Genomic DNA, 26,360 nt, shown 5'->3' with positions numbered 1-26,360 from the left:
TTGCTTTGATCAATACTTAACTTAGATTTATGAAAACCCTAAAAATTGCAACTCGACAAAGCCCACTTGCTCTTTGGCAGGCCGAGCATATTCGTTCTCGTTTAAATGCGCTTTATCCAGATTTAACGGTTGAATTGGTTAAGTTTGTGACGCAGGGTGACAAGATTCTTGATACGCCCTTGGCTAAAATTGGCGGCAAGGGCTTATTTGTAAAAGAGCTAGAGGCTGCTTTACTCGATGGGCGTGCTGACTTGGCTGTACATTCGATGAAAGATGTCCCGATGCACTTGCCTGAGGGTTTGAGTTTAGCGGTGATCTGCGAGCGTGAAGATCCTTTAGATGCTTTTGTATCAAACCAATATCAGCATTTTGATGAGTTACCGCAAGGTGCCAAAGTTGGGACTTCAAGTTTGCGCCGTAAATGTCAGATTTTACAGCAACGTCCTGATTTGGAAATTATTGATCTGCGTGGGAATGTTGGCACACGTTTATCGAAACTAGATGATGGTCTGTATGATGCGATTATTTTAGCAAGTGCAGGTTTAAAGCGTCTAGGATTAGAAGATCGTATCCGTCACTGTTTAGCGCCAGTTGTGAGCTTACCTGCAGTGGGACAAGGCGCATTGGGTTTAGAATGCCGTACAAATGATGATGAATTATTAAAGCTTATCCAACCTTTACAACACGAAGAAACCTCGATTTGTGTGCGTGCTGAACGCGCATTCAATGCCTATTTAGAAGGCGGATGCCAAGTTCCAATCGCGGGTTATGCTACTTTACAAAATAATCAGTTGAAAATCGAAGGGCGTGTGGGCAGTGTTGATGGTAAAACGCTACTGAAAGAACAGTTAGATGGCACAGCGGAAAATGCTGAAAAATTGGGTGTTCAGCTTGCACAACGATTATTAGAGCAAGGTGCTGGTGAACTGCTCAAAGCGCTTTATTAATGTTATTTATCAATACCCGTCCACAAGATAGAGCCTCAACATTAACAGAGGCTCTTGTTGATGCGGGGTATCAGGTTGAAACATTACCATTGCTTGAACTAACAGCTGTGCCATTTTCTATCGAGTTGCAGCAGCTCTATCAGCAGCTTGAACAAACTCAAGTGATTGTTGTGGTGAGTCCTACAGCCGTTGAGGTTGGAATGCGATATCTGCAACAAGCAAACATTGATTTGGTGCAGTTAACACATATTCGGTGGATTGCCGTGGGGCAAGCAACCGCACAGGCATTGGCAAAATTTAAAATAGAAAGCCTCGTTCCTAAGGTAGAAAGTTCTGAAGGCATGCTGGATTTACCAATTTTAAAGCAACAAGATCAGCTCAAACAGATTGCTTTTTGGCGTGGTTTAGGTGGGCGGCAATTCATGATGCAGCAATTACAGCAACAAGGGGTTTCTGTTCTCAATTTTGTGCTTTATCGCCGTCAGTGTCCTGAATTAAGTGTCCTAAAAATTCCTACAATTTTAAAAAATATTGAATCTCATCAGCAGGTTGCTGTGTTGATTAGTAGTGAAGCCAGTTGGAACAATTGGCAACAATTAACCTCACAAAATCAAGTAGAAGCAGAGTGGATCTATTTGACACTTGGTGAGCGACTGACACAGTTATTAACACATTCACAAGCATTGTTAAATCAAGCAAGTAACATTATTCAGCTTGAAAAGTTATCTGCATCAGAGATTATTCACCGTATGCGTTGCTGGCAAGGAAAGGTATGAGAAAAATTGTTTATTTGATTCTATTGCTAAGTTTATTGTGGTTAGCAAAACTTAGTTATGATGTCGCGCAATATTCTCAAACAACACCTGAATTACAACAGCAACTTGCCCAAACTGAGCAACGTTATTCCTTACTCAATGATCAATTTGTAGCTTTACAGCGCCAAGTGCAGAGTGGACGCGCTACAGAACCTGTTGAAAATAGTATTCCACCTCCGATGATGATGGTGGGCGTTGCACCTGTTATTTTAATTAAGCAACATTTAGAGTTGGTTCAGTTTGCTATTGATCAACAACAGTTTATTTATGCGTTAGAGCACCTCAACCAACTACAACAACAAATCGTTCAATACAATGTGGCTCCTGCTTTACAACAAAGTTTAATGAAAGCGATAGAGCAAGATCGTCTTGCCATTCAGCAGTATGTTTTAGCTCAAACTCAGCAACAGCAGCAGCTAGATAACTTATTGCAGCAACTGGATCAGCGTTTACAAGCCGAGATTGATAATCCAACCGTACAAAAGGTAAAAAGTGAAAATCGGGCTTGGTGGAAATGGTTTAGTTTTGAAAAAGTGCAACGTGCCGCACCAGATTTAATTAACCGTTCAATTATCTTAAAAGAAGCTCAGCTACGTTTATTGCTAGCATCTCAAGCTTTACATCACAATCAGATGTCTGAATATCGAAAATCAATTTTAGAGGTGATGCAGATATTGGCAAATCTGCCTGATCGAGATAGCCAGCAAATGAAAATGAAATTGGAAAAAATTTCAAATTTACCTACCGTGCCTGCACCAAAACTCACAACGCTTGGTTTGCTTGGATAAATAACGATGAAACATTTATTGCTGATCTATTTATTTGCAACATTGTTGATATTTGCAGCTTTTGCGGTACTGAGTTTTGGTTACGGAAATGGCTATGTTTATATCTATTGGCGAGATTGGCAATTTCAAAGTAGTGCTTTGGGGCTGATTGCGCTCTTTATCGTGATTAGTTTGTTGGTTCAATTGGGATGGTTGTTTGGTAAACGTTACTTTGTGAAAGAGCAGCGTAAAAAAGAGACTGTTTTAAATTTCAAAGAACTTCACCCCTATGAGCAATTGGGTATTGTCTGGCTGTTAGATGCGGCTAAAGATCAACAAGTCTTTATTGAGCGCGTTTTTGCTCAGTCAGGCTTGCTGAGTAATATTGTTGATGCACAGTTCGATTATAGAAATGGCGATTTTGATACTGCCTTACAAAGTTTAGATAAATCAGCACCGATGGCATTTGAATTGGCTGAATTGTTACGAATAGATATTTTTTTAGAACGGCTAGAAACTGAAAAAGCGCTGACGCATCTCGAATTTTTATCTCAGCACCAACTTTCGCCTTGGTTGACCGAGATTGAAAATGCATATCAACAGCGGATGACTGCATTATGGGGGAAATTAGCCTTACAAAAACCTTGGATATTTTTGCAGACAACACAGCATGGTTTATTAGATGCAGAGCATCGTGACCTGTGGTTGCAGCAACTCTTAATTCAGTTTGAACAGGCTTCAGTGGATGACTTAGCACTGCTACAACAGCGTTATTTGGCATTGCAATCAGAGATTCAGCTTCGTCCATACAGCAGTAAAGTATTATGGCTAAAACTGTTGGCACGTATGCCAGAAATGGGGCTTCAGCATGCTGATCTGGCTTTACATTTGTTGCAAGAGCATTTTGACCCAGAAGTATTTTATCTTTGGTTCCAACAGCAGTTATTAAAGCAAATTCCAGATTATCCCTATGTTGAGCAGCGTATTCTTCAGCTTGAACAAAAATATACCAGTGTCCCGATGCTAACATTTGCGAAATGGCATGTTTATATGGCAACTGAGCGTAAATCTGAGGCAGAACAGCTATTGGCTTTATACCCAGATAATATTCTAATGAGTTATCTACGGATTAAATCAACTCTGGATGATAACCCTGATTTAATCAGACAGTTGAATTTAATCTTTGAAAATGATGTTAATTTTCTTAATTTTAAGATATGAGTGTAAATATGAAAGAGTTGTCTGTCTATCCTATCGTTCATGAGCAAACCGTTGCTTGGGGTGATATGGATGCTTTTGGACATGTAAATAATGTACAGTATTATCGTTATATTGAGAGTGCCCGAATTGCTTATTTAATGGCTTTAAATATATTCGATCAAGATATATTGACGGTTGTTGCATCTAGTCAGTGTAAATACTTAAGTCCTGTATTTTATCCAGATGTGCTGCATATTGGTGCGAGAATTGAGGAGTTAAGGAATAGTGCTTTTCGTATGCATTATGTCTTATGGAGCAAAGCACAAAACCAAGTAGTTGCTACAGGAGAAGCTGTACTTGTCTGTGTGACGAAGCATGACTCAAAGAAAGTTAATATTCCTGATTCAATCCGAAATAAGATTATTCAACTCGAATCTAATGCTGGGCATAATCTAGTATCCCATTAATAATTATAAAGACTATTATGTCTATTTTGGTATTTTATTGCGAAGGTTTATACAGTTGTTATTGATGGTCAACAGAAATTATAGTAACTGTATAAATTATCCAATAGGTAAAATATTTCATAAAAATTAAGATTCAATTAATATTTATAATAACCAAGTGTTAAATTTTTTTATTATAGTTCTTAAGTTTGATTAAATATTTTGACTTAAATTTAGGATTTTTCTTAGCTTTATTGTAAATATAAGCTGATTTATTGAGGTCTTGTGATTAAGTCGACTATTTTAATATTGATTATTTAATTGTATATAAATTAATATTGAATTGAATTTTTAATTCATTTTTTATTTTTGAGTGATATATCCCCTTTTGAGTTGGAGTGGTTCTAATGAAACCAGATATTAGTGATTTGTCTGTTGAAGATCTAAAACGTTTGCAAGCAGAAGCAGAGGCTTTAATTGCGAGTAAAAAAGATCAGGCAATTGAAGATGCTTATAATCAAATTATCGCGATTGCTGAAAAAGTTGGCTTTAGCGTAGAAGAGTTATTGGAAGTAGGCGAGCAAAAGCGTAAAAAAACAACACGTAAAGCTGTAGAGCCACGTTATCGCAATAAAAATAATACTGAAGAAACTTGGACTGGTCGTGGTAAGCAACCACGCTGGTTAGTTGCAGAATTAGAAAAAGGTGCAAAACTTGAAGATTTCTTAATCTAATCAAGTTTGAAAGTCATCGTTTTGTCATACGATGATTTTATCCTTCATTAAAAGCCAGGCTTAAAAAGCTTGGTTTTTTTATATGAGAGAATTGGCGATGTTGAAAAAGTATGCATAATGTCATTTATAGAGCGAGTGTCTCAACACGGATGATATTTTGCATGTTGGTAAGGGTTGAATGAAAAAAAAGACCAAGCAATGGAGATGGTGGATTTTCGCCATTTTTGCATTTTTAATTTTTATTATTTTACAGATTCCAGCGACATGGTTAATTGCGAAATTTTCAAAAAATAATCAAATATTACATAATGTCAGCGGTAACATTTGGCAAGGGCAGGCAGATTGGCAACGTGGTCAATTGCGTGGTTCTGTTCATTGGAAAACACGCCCTTTAGATTTGCTGTTATTGCGCCTCGGTGCTCATCTTGATATTCATAGTGGCAATACTCAATTCAATGGGGTTTTTGGCTATGGTCTAGGCCAAAAAATCATGATTAAGGATTTACAAGGTGAAATTTCACCGGAAACCTTAAAATACTTCGCTAACTGGCAATGGCCAGAAAATGCGATTCAGTTAAAAGATGTGCAGTTGAATTATCAAAAAGAAAAAGGATTCAGTGCAACTGAAGGGCAGCTAAATTGGGGCGGTGGTGCATTGACTTATACATTCGGTCAGCGCCAAGATCGTATGAATATGCCTTCTTTAGTTGCTGAAATGAAAGATGAAAACGGACAATTACAAATAGATGTTCGTGATCAACGTAGCCAAAAAATGGCAAATCTCAGTTTAGATGCTGGCTTAATGTTGGACGTACAACTTACCCAGCGAATGCTTCTTAATATTCCATCCTATCAAGGTAAAGCGGGTTTAGACACTTATGTGGTCAGCTCACGCCAACCGTTATTGCAGGGTGGTTTTTAATGAAAGTCATCACTCAAAAAATGCAACAGATACGTTTGCAGAAATTAGATAAGTTAAGTGGTTTGGTTCTCGCATTATTAATTTTATGGTTATGTTGGAAACTCGCATCATTATTTTGGTGGGTGATCGCACCACCACAACCGATGCAGTTTGATCGAGTGCAATTAGGTTCGCAGCAAGCTCAAGTCCCAAATATTAGTTCTTTTGCTTTATTTAACGAACCTGCAACAACCTCAGCGGATGATAATGCCAATTTGGAGTTACAAGGTGTGTTACTTGGTTATCCAAGTTATTTGTCTTCGGCGGTAATTAAGTTAAATGATATTGCAGAGCGCTATCGTGTAGGCGAAACAGTTGGTTCGACGTCTTATCAGTTGGCTGAGGTCTACTGGGATCATGTGATCTTGAGACAAGGTAATGGCGCAACGCGTGAAGTGAAATTTAAAGGCTTAGATAAAGGGTTATACCAACCAATCGCGCCAGTATTAGGTGGTACGAATAATGCAGCACCACCTTCTTCTGCACCTCAGCAAGCTACGCAAAATACACCGCAATCTGCTTTAGGTCAGGCCATCCAACAAATGCAGGAAAACCGTGAACAATACTTAAAAAATATGGGTGTGAGCGGTGGTGGTGCAGATGGCTATGAAATATCAGATCGTACACCAATCAGTTTAAAAAACACTTTGGGTTTACGTTCAGGTGATCGTATTCTATCGATCAACGGTCAAACAGTAGGGCAAGGACTCAGTGACGTACAATTACTAGAGCAAGTGCGTCGTGAAGGACATGCCAAAATAGAAATAAAACGTGGTGATCAAGTGATGACCATACAACAAAGTTTTTAGTGATGGAACGTCACCACATAAGTTAGGAATAAGTGCAGGTTATGGCTTTATTGAATCATCAACGTCCACTTTGGGCATTACTTGCTGCAGCGCCTTTAGTTGCGACAATCAGTACCAATGTGCAAGCACAGACATGGAAGATTAATCTACGTGATGCGGATTTGACGGCATTTATTAATGAAGTGGCTGACATTACGGGTAAAAACTTTGCGGTTGATCCACGCGTACGCGGAAATGTCACGGTTATTTCAAACAAGCCTTTAAATAAAGATGAAGTTTATGATCTTTTTTTAGGGGTGTTAAATGTCAATGGTGTGGTGGCACTCCCTTCTGGAAATACGGTTAAGCTTGTCCCTGACAGCAATGCAAAAAATTCGGGGATTCCATACGATGCGCGCAGTCGAGCGGGTGGTGATCAAATCGTTACGCGTGTCATTTGGTTAGAGAATACCAATCCGAATGATTTGATTCCTGCGTTACGTCCTTTGATGCCACAGTTTGCACATTTGGCTGCTGTGGCTGGGACTAATGCATTAATTGTTTCAGATCGTGCAACCAATATCTATCAGCTTGAAAGTATTGTGCGTAATCTAGACGGCACTGGTCAAAATGATATTGAAGCGATTACTTTGCAATCGAGTCAAGCTGAGGAAATTATTGGCTTATTGGAAACAATGAGTGCAACAGGTGCTTCAAAAGATTTTATTGGTTCTCGTGTACGTGTGATCGCGGATAACCGTACCAACCGTATTTTGATTAAAGGTGACCCAAACTCACGTAAACGTTTACGTCACATGATTGAAATGTTGGATGTTCCTTCGGCTGATCGTTTAGGTGGACTCAAGGTCTTCCGTTTAAAATATGCGAGTGCGAAAAATTTAGCTGAAATTTTACAAGGCCTAGTAACAGGACAGTCAGTTTCATCGTCATCATCAAATAGTGGTAATTCCTCATCTAGTAACTCAATTAACAATCTGATTTCGAATAATCAAAACTCTAGTTCTTCAACAGGTTCATCATCTTCTATTTCAACACCGTCGATTAATCTAAATGGTGGTTCGAACAATAGCCAGAATGGTGGTGTTACAAGCTTTAATGGTGGTGGCGTGAGTATTATTGCGGATAGTACTCAAAATGCTTTGGTGGTGAAGGCTGATCCTCAGTTAATGCGAGAAATAGAAGCTGCTATTCAACAGTTGGATATTCGTCGTCAACAAGTTTTGATTGAGGCTGCAATTATTGAGGTGGCTGGTGATGATGCGGATCAATTAGGGGTTCAATGGGCATTAGGTGATATTAGTAGTGGTGTAGGCCTTATTAATTTTACCAATGTCGGGTCAAGTTTATCTAAGTTAGCTGCGGGTTATCTAACTGGTGGTGCAGCTGGTTTAGGTTCAGCTGTTGGTGCAGGGTCATCCATTGCGTTAGGTGATTATAAAGAAGGCGCAGATGGTTCGCGTAAATTGTACGGTGCACTCATTCAAGCGTTAAAAAGTAATACCAAGTCAAATCTGCTTTCTACGCCATCAATTGTGACGATGGATAATGAAGAAGCCTATATTGTTGTTGGTCAAAACGTTCCCTTTGTTACAGGCTCTGTGACAACGAATAGTACTGGTGTTAATCCTTATACGACTGTTGAGCGTAAAGATGTGGGGGTAACGTTAAAAGTTGTTCCTCATATTGGTGAAGGTGGATCGGTTCGTTTAGAGGTAGAGCAAGAGGTTTCTGCGGTTCAAGAAAGTCGTGGACAAGCAACTGATTTGGTCACCAGTAAGCGAGCAATTAAAACAGCAGTTCTAGCAGATCATGGGCAGACCGTTGTGCTTGGCGGTTTGATTTCCGATAATACGGTCCAATCTCGGCAAGGTGTTCCAGTTCTTAGTGATATTCCTTACTTGGGTCGATTATTTAGAGCGGATAGCAAGACGAATGAGAAGCGCAATTTACTTGTCTTTATCCATCCCACCATCGTAGGCGATGCGGATGATGTTCGACGTATTTCTCAACAACGTTATAATCAACTTTATAGCTTGCAGTTGGCAATGGATAAAAATGGTAACTTTGCAAAATTACCAGAAAATGTAAATGATATTTATCGCCAACAACCTGCGGCAGCGAATAGTTCTCCTTATCAGAAAGTTCCAACAGCAACTCAGCAAAATCAATCTGGCGCTGTTTCAACACCTGTAGCGGAAGATAGACCTGTTGTACAGCAAAAATCAGTTGCACTTCCTGTAAAGGAAACTGAACGCAGTAAAAATACGGTGACAACAACAACGATTCGCCCAGCATCTTCACAGTAGATGCACAGAAGACCTTATGCGACAATGTTACAATTGCAAGAAATTATATAAGGATATGCATCTATGACTTGGAAATTACAAGCCATTACAGGTGAATTTACGGGGCAAGAAATTAGTGTTGAACGTGATATGTTGGTTGGGCGCCATCAAGATGCTGATTTGCTGTTGCAATCGGCAGATATATCACGTCGACATGCTGCATTGTTGCTGAAAGATCAGCAGCTTTGGGTTCAGGATCTGAATTCTTCTAATGGAACATTTATCAATGATCTAAAAATTGAGCAAGAAACCGAGTTGAATGATGGTGATATTGTTCAATTTGCAAGCTTTATGTTTTCTGTTCTTGCACCAGTAAGTGTTGCTGATTTACCTGAAATTGAAGCTGAGCCTGTGTCATCTTCGGCACACGATCAAGGAATGCCAAGCATTGCAGAACGTGCTGCAGAAACCTCGATTACTCGCGATGGTATGCCACAACAAGTGACAATACCAAAACCAGCGCCAATTCCAGAGGGTGTGGATGTCAAAGTCACTGCGCCTGAGCAACAACCAGTTGTGATTGAAGAGCCAGTTTCTCGTGTTGAACAAGAAAAAGAACAGCAAAAAAATGCCTCTGTAGGCTTAATTTCAATTATTGTGTTGGTGATTTTAGCTGTGATTGCATGGTTGTTCTTTAAATAATCGATCTAAGCTTTTACAATCAAAGGCATGCTATTTGAGCGTGCCTTTTGTTTTTGAGTGAAAATATGTCTGTTGCACAGTTACAACATCGCGATCTAATTTTATTTGATTTAGATGGAACTCTCGTTGATTCAGCTGCTGATTTATATCGATCAATGAATCTCAGCTTGGAACAACTAGGATGGCCTTTGGTGACTGAATTACAAGTTCGAGAGTGGGTTGGTAAAGGCGCAGCAAAATTATGTGAAACAGTGCTTGAGCATTTATTTGGTCAAGTCGATACACAAAAGCAAAAAAAATTACTCGATACTTTCTTGGATGTTTATGCACGTGAGCTATGTGTAAATACCACAATTTATGATGGTGTTTTAGCTTTCTTGGAGTACTGTCAAAGCCATAATATTTTAATGGCATGTGTGACTAACAAGCCTGAGCACTTGGCTGAGGGAATCTTAGAAAGCTTAAAGCTCGCTTGTTTTTTTGAAATGGTGGTTGGTGGTGATACTTTGCCAGAGCGCAAACCACACCCGTTGCCTTTATTGCATTGTATGCAGCAGCAAAATGTTGATAAGGCAGGCACATTAATGGTGGGTGATTCCAGTAATGACGTGGAAGCAGCTAGATGTGCAGGTATTGATTGTATTGTGGTTAGCTATGGCTATAATCATGGTGAAAACATCTATGATTGTCAGCCACAACAAGTTGTTGATAGTTTATTTGAATTGGTTGAAGAAGATCAAATAAGGAGAAAGGCATGAGCTTGGTTATGGTTTTTCGATGGCGAAATTAAAGCAAGATCGAACGAAAACGCAAAGAAACTTAACCATAGAGAATATTCATGACTTCACAAGTACAATTCGAACAGCTGATATCGGCTGGCTTCAATACGATTCCAGTTTATCGCCAGCGTTTGGCTGATACAGAAACACCACTTTCAGTATTTGCTCGTTTTAAAGAACAGAAACAAGCCTATTTATTTGAATCTGTAGAGGGTGGTGAAAACTGGGCACGTTACTCCATGATTGGTTTGGGTGAATCGACCGTTTTTTCATGTAATGCTGGAATTTTAACGATTCAGCAGGCAGATGGCTCGGTAACAGAAGAGCACTGTGCTGACCCGTTTCAGTATATCCGTGAATTTCAAAGCCAGTTTAAAGTACCGACTCAAAAGGAAATTCCAGATTTACCGAGTTTTACTGGTGGTTTGGTAGGGTATTTGGGCTATGACGCTGTTCGTTATATTGAGCCAAAACTCAAAAATGTTCCAACTGCGGATCCTGTGACACTACCTGATTTATGGTTAATGTTGTCTCAAACAGTTATCGTATTTGATAATTTAAAAGATACCTTGTTTTTAATTCATCATGCGGATGCTAAACAGCCAAACGCGTATGATCAAGCTCAGACTAAATTAGATCAACTTGAGCAATTGCTTGCAACCCCAGTGGGTTTACAAGCTAAGCCACATACCAAGCCGAACTTTGAGTCAATTACGGGGCGCGAGAAGTTTCTTCAGACTGTTGAAAAGGTAAAAGAATACATTCGTGCTGGTGATGTTATGCAAGTTGTGCCAGGTCAACGAATGGTTTCAGACTTTGATGGAGAGGCTTTGCAGGTTTATCGTGCTTTGCGTCACTTAAATCCATCACCTTATTTATTCCTTGTACAGGGGCAGACCATTACTGATCAAAAGCCTTTTCATATTGTAGGTTCATCGCCTGAGATTTTATCTCGTTTAGAGAATGGTATTGCAACAGTTCGTCCATTGGCTGGAACACGACCTCGTGGTAAGACCAAAGAAGAAGATCTTGCTTTAGAGCAAGATTTACTGGCAGACGAAAAAGAAATTGCTGAGCATCTCATGTTGATTGATCTTGGTCGTAATGATGTTGGGCGTGTTTCAAAGATTGGTAAGGTTCAAGTAACGGACCGAATGGTGATTGAGCGTTATTCGCATGTGATGCATATTGTGTCAAATGTGCAAGGTGAAGTTCGAGATGATGTTGATGCTTTAGATGTATTTAAAGCAACGTTCCCAGCAGGAACACTTTCAGGCGCGCCAAAAATTCGTGCCATGGAAATTATTGACGAAGTTGAACCAGTAAAACGTGGCGTATTTGGTGGTGCCGTTGGATATTTGGGCTGGCATGGTGAAATGGATATGTCGATTGCGATTCGAACCTGTGTTATTCGTGAAAATAAAGTCTATGTGCAAGCTGGTGCGGGACTGGTTGCTGACTCAAATCCTGAATCAGAGTGGAATGAGACCCAAATAAAAGCCCGTGCAGTGATCAAAGCGGTTGAATTATCGTCAAACGGGTTGATTTTATGAGTTTTTAAGGTTTTTTTGAAAAAACCACTTGCATCGATTCAGAGTTTTGCTAAACTGCACACCGTTCCGATACGAAACGTACGAAACGCTAAGAAGCGCCGGCATAGCTCAGTTGGTAGAGCAACTGACTTGTAATCAGTAGGTCCACAGTTCGAATCCGTGTGCCGGCACCATCTTAAAGTGTAGTGTGTGAGTAGTAAAGGAAAGCGCTGAAATAAGTGCGACGTGGTGGGATTCCCGAGCGGCCAAAGGGGGCAGACTGTAACTCTGTTGCGAAAGCTTCGAAGGTTCGAATCCTTCTCCCACCACCATTAACTTCGAATGAAGTGGTTAATACCAATGTCGTGCGGGAGTAACTCAGTTGGTAGAGTGGCAGCCTTCCAAGCTGCATGTCGCGAGTTCGATCCTCGTCTCCCGCTCCATCGAAGGATAATCGCTCTTATAGCTCAGTGGTAGAGCACTCCCTTGGTAAGGGAGAGGTCTCGAGTTCAAATCTCGATAAGAGCTCCAGATATACAGCTTAGTAGAGTTTTCTACAGAATTTTAAAGAAGCAGGCTTTTATAGTCTGCTTTTCAAGTATTAGGTGTCTAGTTTTTTAGGCAAATGTCGATAAAGAAGGTTTTTCAGGGTTGTTTTTCTCTAAACTGGTGTCGACGTAAACGAGGAAAATCAAATGGCTAAGGCTAAGTTTGAACGTAATAAACCACACGTAAACGTGGGTACAATTGGTCACGTTGACCATGGTAAAACAACTTTAACTGCTGCGATTGCAACGATCTGTGCAAAAACTTACGGCGGTGAAGCTAAAGATTACGCAGCTATCGACTCTGCACCAGAAGAAAAAGCACGTGGTATTACAATTAATACTTCACACGTAGAATACGACTCTCCAACTCGTCACTACGCTCACGTAGACTGCCCGGGCCACGCCGATTATGTTAAAAACATGATTACTGGTGCTGCTCAGATGGACGGCGCGATCCTTGTATGTGCTGCGACTGATGGTCCAATGCCACAAACTCGTGAACACATCCTTCTTTCTCGTCAGGTTGGTGTACCTTACATTCTTGTATTCCTTAACAAGTGTGACCTTGTTGACGATGAAGAATTACTTGAATTAGTAGAAATGGAAGTTCGTGAACTTCTTTCTACTTACGACTTCCCAGGTGATGACACTCCAGTTATCCGTGGTTCTGCTCTTGCTGCGCTTAATGGCGACGCTGGTCAGTATGGTGAGTCTTCAGTTCTTGCTCTTGTTGAAGCGCTTGACTCTTACATCCCAGAACCAGAACGTGCTATCGACAAAGCATTCTTAATGCCAATCGAAGACGTATTCTCAATCTCTGGTCGTGGTACTGTTGTAACAGGCCGTGTAGAGTCTGGTATCGTTAAAGTAGGCGAAGAAGTTGAAATCGTTGGTATCAAAGATACAGTTAAAACAACTGTAACTGGCGTAGAAATGTTCCGTAAACTTCTAGACGAAGGTCGTGCGGGCGAGAACTGTGGTGTTCTTCTACGTGGTACTAAGCGTGAAGACGTACAACGTGGTCAAGTACTTGCTAAACCAGGTTCAATCAAGCCACACACTAAATTCGACGCAGAAGTATACGTACTTTCTAAAGAAGAAGGTGGTCGTCATACTCCATTCCTTAACGGTTACCGTCCACAGTTCTACTTCCGTACAACTGACGTAACTGGCGCAATCAAGTTACAAGACGGCGTTGAAATGGTAATGCCAGGTGACAACGTTGAAATGTCAGTAGAATTAATCCACCCAATCGCAATGGACCCAGGTCTACGTTTTGCGATCCGTGAAGGTGGTCGTACTGTAGGTGCTGGTGTTGTTGCTAAAGTAACTGCATAAGCCCAATACTGTGTTACACTCAAATCGGAAGCTTCGGCTTTCGATTTGCATAATAGGCTAGTAGTTCAATTGGTAGAGCGTCGGTCTCCAAAACCGAATGTTGGGGGTTCGAGTCCCTCCTGGCCTGCCACTTTTTTTTATAAAAAAGCTTAATTCTGGCTGAGTTGTCATATAATAAGTCGCGAATTCTACGACGAGTAAAAAAATGTCGAATGATAAATCGCGTGACGCATTAAGCGACGCGCCAATCCCTCAAAGAAATAATGCTGCGGAAGTTGTAAGTTCAGGTTCTCCACTTGATGCTGTTTTGTGGTTGATTGCTATAGCTTTATTCATCGGTTCAGCATTGGTAAATCAGCATTTACCAGCCTATTGGGCGCCTGCAAATGATATTTGGGTGCGCATTGGGGTAATTTTGGCTTGTATCGTCGTCGCTTTAGGTTTATTATACGCCACCCATCAAGGTAAAGGCTTTGTGCGCTTGTTGCAAGATGCACGAATTGAACTGCGTCGAGTGACTTGGCCTACAAAACAAGAGACGATCACGACATCGTGGCAGGTTCTTTTGGTTGTGGTTGTAGCATCATTAGTGTTGTGGTGCTTCGATTACGGGTTAGGTTGGTTTATTAAGTTAATTATCGGGTAAGAGCGCCATGAAACGTTGGTATATTATTCATGCCTATTCAGGTTTTGAAAAACAAGTGATGCGTTCACTTAATGAACGAATTCAACGTAGCACGGTAGCTGATAGCTTTGGTGAAGTCCTTGTTCCTACTGAAGAAGTAGTAGAAATGAAGGATGGGAAGAAGCGCAAATCTGAACGTAAATTCTTTCCAGGCTATGTATTAGTCGAAATGGAAATGAATGATGATACTTGGCACATTGTAAAAGAATGTCCAAAGGTTCTAGGTTTTATTGGTGGAACACCAGAGAAACCAGCACCAATTTCACAGCGTGAAGCAGATGCGATTCTTGCTCGTGTACGTAATACTGGTGAAGCACCTCGTCCTAAGACGATGTTTGAGCCAGGTGAAGAATTGCTCGTTATTGATGGTCCGTTCACAGACTTTAAAGGGGTCGTGGAGGAAGTACAATACGATAAGTCACGTTTAACGTTGACGATTAATGTATTTAATCGACCAACTCAAGTTGAACTCGAATTTCGTCAAGTCGAAAAAACGATTTAATTTGAATTGGTTGAAAAGCGCCCGATTTGATCGGGCATTGTTGTTCTAACACTTCGGTGTTGTTTAATTTTTTGGGGAGCCTAGCGGCGTCTGTACCCAGAGGAAATTTTCAATGGCTAAGAAGATTGACGGCTATATCAAGCTGCAAGTTCCAGCTGGTAAAGCAAATCCATCTCCACCAATTGGTCCTGCTTTAGGTCAACGTGGTGTAAACATCATGGCTTTCTGTAAAGAATTCAATGCTGCTACACAAAAACTTGAAGTTGGTTTGCCAATTCCTGTCGTGATCACTGTGTACAACGATAAGTCGTTCACTTTCATCATGAAAACTCCACCTGCATCTATTCTTCTTAAGAAAGCTGCTGGTATTCAAAAGGGTTCTTCTGTACCTAACAAAACTAAAGTTGGTAAGTTGACTCGTGCTCAATTAGAAGAAATAGCGACTACTAAAGAACCAGACTTAACTGGTGCTGATTTAGACGCTCGTGTTCGTACCATCGCTGGTTCTGCACGTTCTATGGGCTTGGAAGTGGAGCTATAAGACATGGCAAAGTTAACTAAACGTCAAAAAGCCATCGCTGCTGCTGTAGAAGCAAACAAAGTTTACACTTTGGAAGAAGCAGTACAAGTTCTTAACAGCCTTCCAGCTGCGAAGTTCAAAGAATCTTTAGACATCTCTGTAAACCTTGGTGTAGATCCACGTAAATCTGACCAAGTTGTTCGTGGTGCGACTACTTTACCTGCTGGTACTGGTAAAACTGTACGTGTTGCAGTATTTGCTCAAGGTGCTGCTGCTGAAGCTGCAAAAGAAGCTGGTGCTGACATCGTTGGTTTTGATGACCTTGCTGAAAGCATTCAAGGTGGAAATCTTGATTTCGACGTAGTGATTGCTGCTCCTGATGCAATGCGCGTTGTTGGTAAGTTAGGTACGATTCTTGGTCCACGTGGCTTAATGCCAAACCCTAAAGTGGGTACAGTAACTCCTGACGTTGCTGGTGCGGTTAAGAATGCTAAATCTGGTCAAGCACGTTACCGTGTAGACAAAGCGGGTATCATCCACGCTGCGATTGGTCAGTTAGGCTTCAGCGAAGATGCTGTTCGTCAAAACGTTGAAACTTTAATTGCAGATTTGAAACGTTTAAAACCTGCAACTTCTAAAGGTGTATACGTTAAAAAGATCACTTTGAGCTCAACTATGGGTCCTGGTCTTGCAATTGACGTAAACAACGTTTCTAAGTAATTAGAAAGAATTTTAAAGCCTCAGATTCTTTTATAAGAATCTGAGCAAACTTTGAATTGATAAATGAATATTTATCAGCGTCAAAGACCTCAGGCGAGAGATATTTTCGAATATTTTTCTTAATAAACCAGTCTGAGTAGACGTGGTGGTGTGATTTGTTCCTCCTCCACGTGTAGGTCGAAAGGCTTACGAATTGGGAGTGTACTCATATTTGAGTGCATAAATCACCGTTAGGAGGTTTTACAATGGCTCTTCTTATCGAAGACAAAAAACAGATCGTTGCAGAAGTAAACGAAGTTGCTTCTAAAGCGTTCTCTGCCGTTGTTGCTGACTACCAAGGCTTAACTGTAGAGCAATTAACAACACTTCGTGTTGAAGCTCGTAAGTTAGGTGTTACTACACGTATCGTGCGTAACACTTTGGCTAAGCGTTCATTCGAAGGTACTCAATTCGATATCTTGAATGACGACCTTGTTGGTCCAACAATTCTCGGTTTCTCTACTTCTGAAGACGACATGGGTGCAGCTGCACGCTTGTTCGAAGAATTTGCGAAAACTAACAAAGCATTTGAACTTAAAGCTGCTGCATTTGATGGCAAACTTTATAAAGGTGCAGAAGTTAGCGTTATTGCAAACCTTCCGAACCAAGAGAAAGCGCTTACTATGCTTGCCTCTGTTCTTCAAGCTCCTATTTCGAAATTGGGTCGCCTTATTACAGCACTCAAAGAGAAAAACGAGTCAGAAGCGGCTTAATCCTATTTTCACACCATTCAATATCCATTTGGAGTTATTCTCATGGCTTTAACTAACGAAGAAATCTTAAACGCAGTTGCTGAAAAAACAGTTCTTGAACTTGTTGAATTAATTTCTGCTTTCGAAGAAAAATTTAACGTATCTGCTGCTGCTGTAGCTGTTGCTGCTGCTCCAGGTGCTGGCGCTGCTGCTGCTGAAGAACAAACTGAATTCAACGTTGAGTTGACTTCTTTCGGTGCTAACAAAGTTGCTGTAATTAAAGCAGTTCGTGAAGCTACTGGTCTTGGTCTTAAAGAAGCTAAAGATATGGTTGAAGGCGCTCCTGCTGTTCTTAAAGAAGGCGTTTCTAAAGAAGAAGGCGAAGAACTTAAGAAGAAGCTTGAAGAAGCTGGTGCTACAGTTACACTTAAGTAATTCTGTAGGGAGTCGGTTTTTTGATAATCGGCTCCAAAAAATGGCTGATGGCTCTTGGGTCATCAGCCTTTTTGCGTTACAATAATCGGCTCGTTTTTTGTTAGTTTTGCTTGTAATACGTGCGTAATTAGAATAAACGACTGAATATCAAACGCTTACCAATATTTTTTTGCTTATAAAAATATTGTTAAGCGTTTTAATACCACTAAAAATTGCAGCATTTGTAAACAGTGGTGGCCATATCGGCCTGCGTAATTCCTTCCAAACCCGTTCTGCAGGCGGGTTTGGTTTACTTTCCGAGGACTCCAGATGGCATACTCATATACCGAAAAGAAACGGATCCGTAAGAATTTTGGTAAATTGCCCCAAGTAATGGATGCACCGTACTTGCTTTCGATTCAAGTCGATTCGTATCGTACATTCTTGCAAGACGGTAAAACTCCAAAAAATCGCGAAGATATCGGTCTCCAAGCCGCATTTCGTTCAGTTTTTCCTATTGAAAGTTATTCTGGCAATGCTGCTTTAGAATTTGTTGAGTATAGTCTTGGTAAGCCTGAGTTTGACGTACGTGAATGTATTTTGCGTGGTTCAACTTATGCAGCACCAATGCGCGTAAAAATTCGTTTGATCATCAAAGATCGTGAAACGAAATCAATTAAAGACGTTCGTGAACAAGAAGTTTACATGGGTGAAATGCCACTCATGACCGATAACGGTACATTCGTTATCAACGGTACAGAGCGTGTAATCGTATCTCAATTACACCGTTCACCAGGCGTATTCTTTGACCATGACAAAGGTAAAACCCACTCAAGCGGTAAAGTGTTGTATTCAGCACGTATTATTCCTTACCGTGGTTCATGGTTAGATTTTGAATTTGATGCTAAAGATTTAGTATTCGTACGTATTGACCGTCGTCGTAAATTGTTGGCGACTGTGATTTTACGTGCCTTGAATTATACCAATGAACAAATCTTGAATTTGTTTTACGAAAAAGTACCTGTATATCTAGATATGGGTAGCTATCAAATTGACCTCGTTCCAGATCGTTTACGTGGTGAAATGGCGCAATTTGATATCTTGGATAACGATGGTAAAACAATCGTAGAACAAGGCAAACGTATTAATGCACGTCACGTACGTCAAATGGAAGCTGCAAACTTAGCGAAGCTTTCTGTACCTGATGAATATTTATATGAGCGTATTACAGCTGAAGACATCACACTGAAAAACGGTGATGTGATTCCTGCAAATACGGTGCTTAGCCATGAAATCATGGTGAAGATCGCTGAAGGTGGTGTTAAGCAGTTTAACATTCTGTTTACAAATGACATCGACCGTGGTCCTTTCGTTGCGGATACATTACGTGCAGATACAACAACAGGTCGTGAAGAAGCACTTGTTGAAATCTATAAAGTAATGCGTCCAGGTGAACCACCGACGAAAGAAGCTGCTGAGAACTTATTCAATAACTTATTCTTCTCTTCTGAGCGCTATGATCTTTCTCCAGTAGGTCGTATGAAGTTTAACCGTCGTTTGGGTCGTCCTTACGAAGTGGGTACTGATCAGAAGTCACGTGAAGTTGAAGGAATTTTATCGCACGAAGATATCATTGATGTACTGCGTACATTGGTTGAAATTCGTAACGGTAAAGGTGAAGTTGATGATATCGATCACTTAGGTAACCGTCGTGTGCGTTCTGTTGGTGAAATGACAGAAAACCAATTCCGTGTTGGTTTAGTTCGTGTTGAACGTGCTGTTAAAGAACGTTTAAGCCAAGCAGAAACAGATAACTTGTCTCCGCAAGATTTAATCAACGCAAAACCAGTTGCTGCTGCAATCAAAGAATTCTTTGGTTCAAGCCAATTATCTCAGTTCATGGACCAAAACAACCCATTGTCTGAGATTACACACAAACGTCGTGTATCTGCGCTTGGTCCTGGTGGTTTGACTCGTGAACGTGCGGGCTTCGAAGTACGTGACGTACATCAAACTCACTATGGTCGTGTTTGTCCTATTGAAACGCCTGAAGGTCCAAACATTGGTTTGATCAACTCGCTTTCTGTATATGCTAAAGCAAACGACTTTGGCTTCTTGGAAACACCGTATCGTAAAGTTGTAGATGGTCGCGTAACTGACGATGTTGAATATTTATCTGCAATTGAAGAAGTGGGTACTGTCATTGCACAGGCCGATTCTGCTGTTGATAAAGATGGCAACTTGACTGAAGAAATGGTTTCTGTACGTCATCAAGGTGAATTCGTACGTATGTCGCCTGAGCGCGTAACTCATATGGACGTTTCTGCACAGCAGGTTGTTTCTGTTGCAGCATCATTGATTCCATTCCTTGAACACGATGATGCGAACCGTGCATTAATGGGTTCAAACATGCAACGTCAGGCTGTTCCAACTTTACGTGCTGACAAGCCGCTTGTTGGTACGGGTATGGAAGCAAACGTAGCACGTGATTCTGGTGTGTGTGTGATCGCCGATCGTGGTGGTGCAATTGAATATGTTGATGCATCTCGTATCGTTATTCGTGTAAACGAAGATGAAATGATCGCAGGTGAGGCGGGTGTAGATATCTATAACCTCATCAAATATACACGTTCAAACCAAAATACATGTATTAACCAAAATGTTATCGTGAAATTAGGCGACAAAGTTGCTCGTGGTGACATCTTGGCTGACGGTCCATCGACTGACATGGGTGAACTTGCGCTTGGTCAAAACATGCGTGTCGCGTTCATGACATGGAATGGTTATAACTACGAAGACTCGATCTTATTATCTGAGCGTGTACTTCAAGAAGACCGTTTAACGTCGATTCACATTCAAGAATTGTCATGTGTGGCACGTGATACTAAGTTAGGTGCAGAGGAAATTACTGCCGATATTCCTAACGTAGGTGAAGCTGCACTGTCTAAATTGGATGAGTCAGGTATCGTGTATATCGGTGCTGAAGTGACTGCGGGTGATATCCTTGTTGGTAAGGTAACGCCTAAAGGCGAAACTCAATTAACACCTGAAGAAAAATTACTTCGTGCAATCTTTGGTGAAAAAGCGGCTGACGTAAAAGACTCTTCTTTACGTGTTCCGTCTGGTACTAAAGGTACGGTTATCGACGTTCAAGTCTTCACTCGTGATGGTTTGGAAAAAGATGAACGTGCACAGGCAATTGAAAAAGCTCAGCTTGATGCATACCGTAAAGACTTGAAAGAAGAATACAAAATCTTCGAAGAAGCAGCACGTGAACGTATTGTTCGTTTGTTGAAAGGTCAAGAATCTAACGGTGGCGGTTCGACTAAACGTGGCGATAAACTTTCTGAAGATGTATTGTCTGGTTTAGAGCTTGTTGATTTACTTGAAATCCAGCCAAATGATGAAGCAATTGCTGAGCGTTTAACTCAAATTCAAGTGTTCTTGAAAGAGAAGAGCTACGAGATTGATGAGAAGTTTGCTGAGAAGAAACGTAAACTTTCTACAGGTGATGAATTAACAACTGGCGTATTGAAAGTTGTTAAGGTTTACCTTGCTGTTAAACGTCGTATCCAGCCTGGTGATAAGATGGCGGGTCGTCACGGTAACAAAGGTGTTGTATCAAACATCTTGCCAGTTGAAGACATGCCGCATGATGCAAATGGTGTACCCGTTGATATCGTGTTAAACCCATTGGGTGTACCGTCACGTATGAACGTGGGTCAGATTCTTGAAACTCACTTAGGTATGGCGGCGAAAGGCCTTGGCGATAAAATCGAGAAAATGTTGAAAGAACAGCGTACAGTGTTAGAACTACGTGATTTCTTAGACAAGATTTATAACAAGGTTGGTGGCGAACAAGAAGAGCTGAATAGCTTAACTGACGCAGAAATTTTAGCACTTTCAGGTAACTTGCGTGCTGGTGTTCCATTGGCAACACCTGTATTCGATGGTGCTGAAGAAAGTCAAATTAAAGACTTACTTGAATTGGCAGACATTTCGCGTACTGGTCAAACGGTATTGTTTGATGGACGCACAGGTGAGCAGTTTGATCGTCCTGTAACTGTAGGTTACATGTACATGCTCAAATTGAACCACTTGGTTGATGACAAAATGCATGCGCGTTCAACAGGTTCTTACTCGCTTGTTACACAGCAGCCGCTTGGTGGTAAAGCACAATTCGGTGGTCAGCGTTTCGGTGAGATGGAAGTATGGGCACTTGAAGCATACGGTGCAGCATATACACTCCAAGAAATGCTTACTGTTAAGTCGGATGACGTCGAAGGTCGTACACGCATCTATAAGAACATTGTAGATGGTAACCATTATATGGATCCGGGTATGCCTGAATCGTTCAACGTATTGACCAAAGAGATCCGTTCTTTAGGTATCAACATTGAACTGAAAAATGGTGACTAAAAAATCTCCGCTAACCCCTGTTTGAGAAAGAGGGGTAAAGTCCCCCTTTATGAAGGGGGATTCGAGATTTCCAAATTTCAGTAAAAACAATATTTGTGACCCAGTCGGGTGAGCGTAGCTTCCCGACACACGGAGAAAAAAATTGAAAGACTTGCTCGATATCATGCGTAAGAAAACGGATTCAGAAGGTCATGCACCTGTTGAATTTGACCGTATCCGTATTGGTCTTGCGTCACCAGAGATGATTAAGTCATGGTCTCACGGTGAAGTTAAAAAACCTGAAACCATTAACTACCGTACTTTTAAACCTGAACGTGACGGTTTGTTCTGTGCCAAAATTTTTGGTCCAGTAAAAGATTACGAATGCTTGTGTGGTAAATACAAGCGTATGAAATATAAAGGCGTCATTTGTGAAAAATGTGGCGTTGAAGTAACAACTGCAAAAGTTCGTCGTGAACGTATGGGTCACATCGAGCTTGCTTCTCCAGTTGCACACATCTGGTTCTTGAAATCATTACCGAGCCGTATCGGTTTACTTCTTGATATGACTTTACGTGATATCGAGCGCGTATTGTATTTCGAATCTTATGTTGTAACAGATCCTGGTATGACTCCGTTTGAAAAGTATCAACTTTTAACAGACGAAGAATACTACAATGCACTTGAAGAACACGGTGATGAATTCACTGCGAAAATGGGTGCAGAAGCAGTTCAGGATTTGTTAAAAGATATTGATCTTGAAGCAGAAATTTCACGTTTACGTGAAGAAATTCCACAAACAACGTCTGAAACGAAGCTTAAGAAAGCTTCTAAGCGTTTGAAATTGATGGAAGCTTTCAAAGATTCAAACAACAAGCCTGAATGGATGGTAATGAATGTACTTCCAGTACTTCCACCAGACTTACGTCCGCTTGTACCACTTGAAGGTGGTCGTTTCGCGACTTCAGACTTGAACGATTTATATCGTCGTGTGATCAACCGTAACAACCGTTTAAAGCGTCTTCTTGACCTTGCTGCACCAGACATCATCGTACGTAACGAAAAACGTATGTTACAAGAGTCTGTTGATGCATTACTTGATAACGGTCGTCGTGGTCGTGCGATTACAGGTTCGAACAAACGTCCATTGAAATCTTTGGCAGATATGATCAAAGGTAAACAAGGTCGTTTCCGTCAAAACTTGCTCGGTAAGCGTGTTGACTATTCAGGTCGTTCGGTAATTACCGTTGGTCCTACTTTACGCCTTCACCAGTGTGGTCTTCCGAAGAAAATGGCACTTGAATTATTCAAGCCATTCATTTTCGCAAAACTACAAGCTTCTGGCCAAGCAACAACCATTAAAGCTGCGAAGAAAATGGTTGAGCGTGAAACACCTGAAGTTTGGGACGTTTTAGCACACGTTATTCGTCAACATCCAGTCATGTTGAACCGTGCACCAACACTTCACCGTCTAGGTCTTCAAGCATTTGAACCTATCTTGATCGAAGGTAAGGCAATCCGTCTTCACCCACTCGTATGTGCTGCGTTCAACGCCGACTTCGATGGTGACCAAATGGCGGTACACGTTCCATTGACATTGGAAGCACAGTTAGAAGCTCGTGCGTTGATGATGTCAACGAATAACATCTTGTCGCCTGCAAACGGTGAGCCAATTATCGTTCCTTCTCAAGACGTTGTCTTGGGCCTTTACTACATCACGCGTGATGCGGTAAATGCCAAAGGTGAAGGCATGGTATTTGCGGATACTCACGAAGTTAACCGTGCGTTAGCGACTGGTAAAGTTGCAATCCATGCACGCGTAAAAGTACGTGTACACCAAACTGTGATTGACGAAAACGGTAACCGTGAAAAGCAAACCATTATTGTTGATACAACACCTGGCCGTTGCTTGTTATGGGAAGTTGTTCCACAAGGTCTAAGCTTTGAATCGATCAACCTTGAGATGACCAAGAAAAACATCTCTAAGTTAATTAACTCTTGCTACCGTAAACTTGGTTTGAAAGATACTGTTATCTTCGCTGACCAATTGATGTATTTGGGCTTCCGTCAAGCGACTCGCTCAGGTGTTTCTGTTGGTATGGAAGACATGCTTATTCCGCCAACTAAACATGCAATTATCGATAAAGCTGAAACAGAAGTTCGTGAAATCGAACAACAGTTTGAACAAGGTTTCGTAACTGCGGGCGAGCGTTATAACAAAGTTGTCGATATTTGGGCACGTACAAACGACCAAGTAGCGAAAGCGATGATGGATAACTTGTCTTATACACTTGTGAAAAACAAACAAGGTGAAGACGAGAAGCAAAAATCATTCAACTCGATTTATATGATGTCTGACTCGGGTGCCCGTGGTAGTGCGGCGCAGATTCGTCAGCTTGCTGGTATGCGTGGCTTGATGGCGAAGCCGGATGGCTCGATCATTGAGACACCAATTAAAGCAAACTTCCGTGAAGGTTTGACAGTACTTCAGTACTTCATCTCGACACACGGTGCACGTAAAGGTTTGGCCGATACTGCATTGAAAACTGCGAACTCTGGTTACTTGACACGTCGTCTTGTAGATGTAGCACAAGATTTGGTAATTACTGAATCTGACTGTGGTACAGCTGGTGGTCTAGTAATGACACCATTCATTCAAGGTGGTGACGTTATTGAACCATTACGTGACCGTGTATTAGGTCGTGTAACAGCTGAAGATGTACGTCGTGCATCTGATGATGAAGTGGTTCTTCCACGTGGTACGCTCATTGACGAGAAAATCGCTGCTCAGCTTGAAGAAGCAGGTGTCGATGAAGTTAAAGTCCGTTCTGTAATCGCATGTGAATCTACATTCGGTGTATGTGCGCGTTGTTATGGTCGTGACCTTGCACGTGGTCATTTGGTGAATCCAGGTGAATCAGTAGGTGTAATGGCTGCACAATCAATTGGTGAACCAGGTACACAGTTAACGATGCGTACCTTCCACGTTGGTGGTGCTGCGAGCCGAACTTCTGCTGCAAACAGTGTTCAAGTACGTAATAAAGGTACTGTACGTTTCCACAACGTGAAAACTGTACAACATGCCAAAGGTCACCAAGTATCTGTTTCACGTTCAGGTGAAATTGGTATTGCGGATGATTTAGGTCGTGAGCGCGAGCGTTATAAGCTTCCTTACGGTGCAAGCATCTTGTTGAAAGATGGTGAAGCTGTAGAAGCTGGCGGTATTGTAGCGACTTGGGATCCACATACACATCCACTTGTTACCGAAGTTGCTGGTAAAGCACGTTTCAGTCAGATTGCTGATGGTGTAACTGCAACATCTAAGACAGATGATGCAACGGGTATGACTACTGTTGAAATCTTGCCTGTAACAGCTCGTCCTGCTTCTGGTAAAGATTTACGTCCAGCGATCGTATTGGATACAACGGATGGTGGCGAACAGTTCTATTTCTTACCACAAAATACAATCGTAACCGTTCGTGATGGCGAAACGATTGGTGTGGGTGACGTCATTGGTCGTGTACCACAAGAAACTTCACGTACTCGTGATATTACCGGTGGTCTTCCGCGTGTAGCTGACTTGTTCGAAGCACGTAAGCCGAAAGAGCATGCGATCCTTGCAGAAGTATCAGGTGTTGTAAGCTTCGGTAAAGAGACCAAAGGTAAGAACCGTTTAGTGATTACGCCAGATGATGGTTCTGAGATCTACGAAGAATTGATTCCAAAATGGCGTCAAATCAACGTGTTCGAAGGTGAGCATGTAAACCGTGGTGAGACAATCTCTGATGGTCCACAAAACCCACATGACATCTTACGTTTGAAAGGCGAAGTAGCATTAACTAACTACATCGTGAACGAAGTTCAAGACGTTTACCGTCTCCAAGGTGTAAAAATCAACGATAAGCACATTGAAGTTGTTGTACGTCAAATGTTGCGTAAAGTTGATATCACTGATGGCGGTGATACAAGCTTCATCAAAGGTGAGCAAGTGGATTACATCCGTGTTGTTCAAGAGAACCAAGCTGTCTTGGCTCAGAACAAGTTCCCTGCGAAGTTTGAACGTCAATTGATGGGTATCACGAAAGCATCGCTTTCTACTGACTCGTTCATTTCTGCTGCATCGTTCCAAGAAACAACTCGTGTGTTAACTGAAGCGGCTGTAACAGGTAAAGAAGATGATTTACGTGGCTTGAAAGAAAACGTTGTTGTGGGTCGCTTGATCCCAGCGGGTACAGGTCTTGCGTATCACTTAGAGCGTCGTCGCCAAGAAGCAGAAGCTGCTGAATTTGAACTTCACAATGACTTTAGTGAAGTAGACCAAGCATTTAGTCAAGCATTGAACTCAGACCAGTTCTAAGTTCTCGCTGATCAAAAAGGCACCTTTGGGTGCCTTTTTTATTGAAAGCTTAAAATGAATACGTCTTTTACAAAACACTAAACGATTCAGTAAATGTAATAACAGAATGTGATCAAACTCCACATAAAAGAAGATTATGATTTTTAATAGAACATATAGGAGTGTATAGA

At 41.3% G+C, this 26,360-nt stretch carries 21 protein-coding genes and 5 tRNA genes; all 26 read left to right on the top strand.

Annotated elements, in window-relative coordinates; translation table 11 throughout:
- Nucleotides 1-29: 29 nt before the first annotated feature.
- The 26 genes from hemC (at nt 30) to rpoC (ending at nt 26,190) form a co-directional block, all read left to right on the top strand.
- Nucleotides 30-947, top strand: a complete 918-nt coding sequence (gene hemC, locus ACT4_RS04655; RefSeq protein ID WP_007480180.1) for a hydroxymethylbilane synthase — start codon at nt 30-32, stop codon at nt 945-947.
- The gene (locus tag ACT4_RS04650; protein WP_007480179.1) at nt 947-1,723 is read left to right on the top strand and encodes a uroporphyrinogen-III synthase; all 777 of its coding nucleotides are present in this window, start codon (nt 947-949) and stop codon (nt 1,721-1,723) included. Before hemC ends, ACT4_RS04650 begins: the two co-directional genes overlap by 1 nt.
- Nucleotides 1,720-2,550, top strand: coding sequence for a hypothetical protein (locus ACT4_RS04645; RefSeq protein ID WP_007480178.1), 831 nt, complete (start codon nt 1,720-1,722; stop codon nt 2,548-2,550). The genes ACT4_RS04650 and ACT4_RS04645 overlap by 4 nt, the downstream gene beginning before the upstream one ends.
- A gap of 6 nt (nt 2,551-2,556) precedes the next feature.
- Complete coding sequence (locus tag ACT4_RS04640) at nt 2,557-3,750, top strand: hypothetical protein (RefSeq protein ID WP_007480177.1); 1,194 nt, start codon at nt 2,557-2,559, stop codon at nt 3,748-3,750.
- An 8-nt stretch (nt 3,751-3,758) separates the two neighbouring features.
- Nucleotides 3,759-4,196, top strand: coding sequence for a thioesterase family protein (locus tag ACT4_RS04635; protein WP_004876395.1), 438 nt, complete (start codon nt 3,759-3,761; stop codon nt 4,194-4,196).
- 386 nt (nt 4,197-4,582) lie between these two features.
- Complete coding sequence (locus tag ACT4_RS04630) at nt 4,583-4,909, top strand: H-NS family nucleoid-associated regulatory protein (protein WP_004876396.1); 327 nt, start codon at nt 4,583-4,585, stop codon at nt 4,907-4,909.
- 178 nt (nt 4,910-5,087) lie between these two features.
- Nucleotides 5,088-5,831: a type II secretion system protein N gene (gspN, locus tag ACT4_RS04625; RefSeq protein WP_007480176.1), complete on the top strand. Its 744-nt coding sequence runs from the start codon at nt 5,088-5,090 to the stop codon at nt 5,829-5,831.
- Entirely contained in the window at nt 5,831-6,679 is an 849-nt protein-coding gene (locus ACT4_RS04620; RefSeq protein WP_007480175.1) for a type II secretion system protein N, read from the top strand. The genes gspN and ACT4_RS04620 overlap by 1 nt, the downstream gene beginning before the upstream one ends.
- A gap of 41 nt (nt 6,680-6,720) precedes the next feature.
- Nucleotides 6,721-8,985: a type II secretion system secretin GspD gene (gene gspD / locus ACT4_RS04615; protein ID WP_007480174.1), complete on the top strand. Its 2,265-nt coding sequence runs from the start codon at nt 6,721-6,723 to the stop codon at nt 8,983-8,985.
- Nucleotides 8,986-9,048: 63 nt separating this feature from the next.
- Nucleotides 9,049-9,666, top strand: a complete 618-nt coding sequence (locus ACT4_RS04610; protein WP_004876402.1) for an FHA domain-containing protein — start codon at nt 9,049-9,051, stop codon at nt 9,664-9,666.
- A gap of 65 nt (nt 9,667-9,731) precedes the next feature.
- Complete coding sequence (locus tag ACT4_RS04605; RefSeq protein ID WP_007480173.1) at nt 9,732-10,424, top strand: phosphoglycolate phosphatase; 693 nt, start codon at nt 9,732-9,734, stop codon at nt 10,422-10,424.
- An 80-nt stretch (nt 10,425-10,504) separates the two neighbouring features.
- Nucleotides 10,505-11,998 carry an anthranilate synthase component I gene (gene trpE / locus ACT4_RS04600; protein ID WP_007480172.1) on the top strand — a complete coding sequence of 498 codons (1,494 nt, stop codon included), beginning with the start codon at nt 10,505-10,507 and terminating at the stop codon, nt 11,996-11,998.
- Between the two features lie 97 nt (nt 11,999-12,095).
- Nucleotides 12,096-12,171: transfer RNA gene (locus ACT4_RS04595), tRNA-Thr, on the top strand.
- 54 nt (nt 12,172-12,225) lie between these two features.
- Nucleotides 12,226-12,309, top strand: a tRNA-Tyr gene (locus tag ACT4_RS04590).
- 35 nt (nt 12,310-12,344) lie between these two features.
- Nucleotides 12,345-12,420, top strand: a tRNA-Gly gene (locus ACT4_RS04585).
- Nucleotides 12,421-12,433: 13 nt separating this feature from the next.
- Nucleotides 12,434-12,508, top strand: a tRNA-Thr gene (locus tag ACT4_RS04580).
- Nucleotides 12,509-12,672: 164 nt separating this feature from the next.
- On the top strand, nt 12,673-13,863 hold the full coding sequence (gene tuf / locus ACT4_RS04575) for an elongation factor Tu (RefSeq protein ID WP_004876408.1): 1,191 nt from the start codon (nt 12,673-12,675) through the stop codon (nt 13,861-13,863).
- Nucleotides 13,864-13,917: 54 nt separating this feature from the next.
- A tRNA-Trp gene (locus ACT4_RS04570) sits at nt 13,918-13,993 on the top strand.
- A gap of 75 nt (nt 13,994-14,068) precedes the next feature.
- Entirely contained in the window at nt 14,069-14,509 is a 441-nt protein-coding gene (gene secE, locus ACT4_RS04565) for a preprotein translocase subunit SecE (RefSeq protein ID WP_004876411.1), read from the top strand.
- Between the two features lie 7 nt (nt 14,510-14,516).
- Nucleotides 14,517-15,050, top strand: a complete 534-nt coding sequence (gene nusG / locus ACT4_RS04560) for a transcription termination/antitermination protein NusG (RefSeq protein WP_004876413.1) — start codon at nt 14,517-14,519, stop codon at nt 15,048-15,050.
- A gap of 112 nt (nt 15,051-15,162) precedes the next feature.
- Nucleotides 15,163-15,591 carry a 50S ribosomal protein L11 gene (gene rplK / locus ACT4_RS04555; RefSeq protein WP_004637639.1) on the top strand — a complete coding sequence of 143 codons (429 nt, stop codon included), beginning with the start codon at nt 15,163-15,165 and terminating at the stop codon, nt 15,589-15,591.
- Between the two features lie 3 nt (nt 15,592-15,594).
- Nucleotides 15,595-16,290, top strand: a complete 696-nt coding sequence (rplA, locus tag ACT4_RS04550; protein ID WP_004876415.1) for a 50S ribosomal protein L1 — start codon at nt 15,595-15,597, stop codon at nt 16,288-16,290.
- A 245-nt stretch (nt 16,291-16,535) separates the two neighbouring features.
- Nucleotides 16,536-17,042 carry a 50S ribosomal protein L10 gene (gene rplJ, locus ACT4_RS04545; RefSeq protein WP_004876417.1) on the top strand — a complete coding sequence of 169 codons (507 nt, stop codon included), beginning with the start codon at nt 16,536-16,538 and terminating at the stop codon, nt 17,040-17,042.
- Nucleotides 17,043-17,084: 42 nt separating this feature from the next.
- Nucleotides 17,085-17,456 carry a 50S ribosomal protein L7/L12 gene (gene rplL / locus ACT4_RS04540; protein ID WP_004774018.1) on the top strand — a complete coding sequence of 124 codons (372 nt, stop codon included), beginning with the start codon at nt 17,085-17,087 and terminating at the stop codon, nt 17,454-17,456.
- Nucleotides 17,457-17,765: 309 nt separating this feature from the next.
- Nucleotides 17,766-21,854: a DNA-directed RNA polymerase subunit beta gene (gene rpoB, locus ACT4_RS04535; protein WP_007480163.1), complete on the top strand. Its 4,089-nt coding sequence runs from the start codon at nt 17,766-17,768 to the stop codon at nt 21,852-21,854.
- 142 nt (nt 21,855-21,996) lie between these two features.
- Entirely contained in the window at nt 21,997-26,190 is a 4,194-nt protein-coding gene (gene rpoC / locus ACT4_RS04530; RefSeq protein ID WP_007480162.1) for a DNA-directed RNA polymerase subunit beta', read from the top strand.
- Nucleotides 26,191-26,360 lie beyond the last annotated feature (170 nt).

Origin of the sequence: Acinetobacter sp. NBRC 100985 (genome assembly GCF_000241225.1) — a bacterium.
Classification (GTDB): domain Bacteria; phylum Pseudomonadota; class Gammaproteobacteria; order Pseudomonadales; family Moraxellaceae; genus Acinetobacter; species Acinetobacter venetianus.
This window is presented reverse-complemented; position numbering and strand designations above follow the sequence as displayed.